This is a genomic window from Aeromonas sp. ZOR0002 (genome assembly GCF_963866995.1).
In the GTDB taxonomy this organism is placed as follows: domain Bacteria; phylum Pseudomonadota; class Gammaproteobacteria; order Enterobacterales; family Aeromonadaceae; genus Aeromonas; species Aeromonas caviae.
Genome location: NZ_CAWMFQ010000389.1, coordinates 7,819 through 9,338 on the forward strand (window position 1 = coordinate 7,819; position 1,520 = coordinate 9,338).

The 1,520-nt window shown below is 65.7% G+C and carries 1 protein-coding gene and 1 pseudogene; one reads left to right on the forward strand and one right to left on the reverse strand.

Translation table 11 applies throughout. From position 1 onward, the window contains the following. On the reverse strand, positions 1–235 hold a 235-nt coding region (locus AACR77_RS21625; protein ID WP_042883373.1), incomplete at its 3' end, for a lysine transporter LysE. Between the two features lie 116 nt (positions 236–351). On the opposite strand from AACR77_RS21625, the pseudogene AACR77_RS21630 reads away from it, so the two are divergent. Continuing rightward, positions 352–1,520, forward strand: a pseudogene (locus tag AACR77_RS21630) (aminotransferase-like domain-containing protein); the annotation flags it as partial.

Here is a 1,520-nt window from a genome sequence, read left to right on the forward strand (position 1 = left end):
CCAGCACCTGCAGGCTCAGCTTGAGCAGGGGCCAGCGCTCAAACAGCGGATAGAAGCCGAGCGCCAGCACCAGTTGCAGCACAGGCTGGCCCACCGCCACCCCGATGAGATGGGGCAGGGTGCGACGCACGCCGAAGTTGGCACCGGACGCCGTCAACATCAGGTTGTTCGGCCCAGGCGTGCCGCAGGTGAGCAGGGCGAAGCCAAACAGGGTGGCATACCATTCGATGGTCATGGGGAGACTCCTTTCTCGCCACATTGTACCGATACAATGTGTGCTTGTTGGTTGTATAAAGACTGATAATCACGCTATATTGCGGACAATCTTGGATCAACGGATTTATTGTCACCATGACAATCTGGACGCCCGACCTCACCCCTTTCGAGGGGCCCCTCTACCTCAAACTGGTCAAGGCCATCGAGCAGGCCATCGCCACCGGCATCCTCTCACCCGAGACCCGGCTGCCGACCCACAGGGCCCTGGCAGACAAGCTGGGGGTCACCGTGGGCACCGTCACCCGCGCCTACACCGAGGCGGAGCGACGGGGCCTGCTGGCGGCCCGGGTCGGGCACGGCACCTGGGTCAGGGGAGCGGCGGATCCCGCCAACGAATGGGTGATCCGCAATGAAGACAGCCAGCGCATCGAGCTGTGGCAGAACCTCCCGGTCCAGCTGGACAGGGGCGCCATCATCCGGCCCCTGCTCACCGAGCTGGCGCAGGGGGATCTCAACGGCCTGCTCGGTTATGACAAGGAGGCGGGACGCCCCGCACAACGCCAGCTGTTCGTCGACTGGCTCGCCGAGCAGGGCATCACGGCGAGCGAAGATCGCCTGCTGTTCAGCCATGGGGCCCAGCACGGCATCATGCTGGCCCTGCTTGCCACCGGCTGCGTGGGAGAGACCCTGTTTTGCGAGGGACTGAGCTACCCCGGCATGCTGGGCAATGCACGCCAGCTCAAGAATCAGGTGGTGGGACTGGCGATGGATGAGGAGGGACTCCTGCCAGAGGCGCTGGATGCCGCGTGCCGTACCCGCCGGGCCAAGCTGCTCTACCTCACCCCCACCCTGCAAAACCCCACCACGGCCACCATGAGCCTGGCGCGGCGCGACGCCATCGTCGCCATCGCCCGTCGCCACGATCTGCTGATCGTCGAGGATGACGTCAACGGCCTGCTGCCCGAAAGTGCGCTCCCTCCCCTGGTCAACCTGGCACCGGAGCGGGTCATCTACCTCGGCAGTCTCGCCAAGATAGCCTGCGGCGGCCTGCGGGTCGGCTTCGTGTTGTCCCCTCCCGCCCTTCGTAACGGCTTCGCCCAGGCGATGCGGCTGTCGAGCTGGATGGTGAGTCCGCTGCTCATCGAGCTGGCCTGCAAGCTGGTGAGCCAGCGCCAGATCATGCCGCTCATCGAACACCAGCGAAAAATCCTGGCGCGCCGGGGTGAGCTCCTGCGCCACCTGCTGCCGGGAGCGCGCTGGCAGCCGGGGTCCATGCACGCCTGGCTGCCACTGCCCGAGCCCTG